This window comes from Planococcus sp. RAB007_Raresut (genome assembly GCF_057369535.1).
This window is the reverse complement of record NZ_JBXYIF010000079.1, coordinates 1-290: the sequence shown is the minus strand read 5'-3', so window position 1 is coordinate 290 and position 290 is coordinate 1. Positions and strand designations below refer to the sequence as shown.

1 protein-coding gene is annotated in these 290 nt (G+C 39.7%); it reads left to right on the top strand.

What is annotated here, in order from left to right:
* Positions 1-8: 8 nt before the first annotated feature.
* Positions 9-290: response regulator transcription factor (locus AC2Q9J_RS17820; protein ID WP_499042004.1), on the top strand; the 282-nt coding region annotated here is incomplete at its 3' end.

Below are 290 nucleotides of genomic sequence, written 5' to 3'. Positions count from 1 at the left end.
TGCCTTTAATGGATGGTTTTGTGTCTTGTCAAAGGATAAGAGCAGTTTCGGATGTACCAATCATTTTATTGACAGCACTCGACGGAAAAGAAGAAATCGTAAAAGGATTGCAACTGGGAGCAGATGATTACATTGTGAAACCGTTCGACGAGGCGGAATTGAAGGCAAGAATTCAATCGATTTTCAGACGAACTACAGTTTCTTCAGGATCAAAAATCGAATCGTCGGGTCTAATCTTAAATGAAGACGCCCATGAGCTGTATTACGATAATCATTTAGTCAAAGTCACA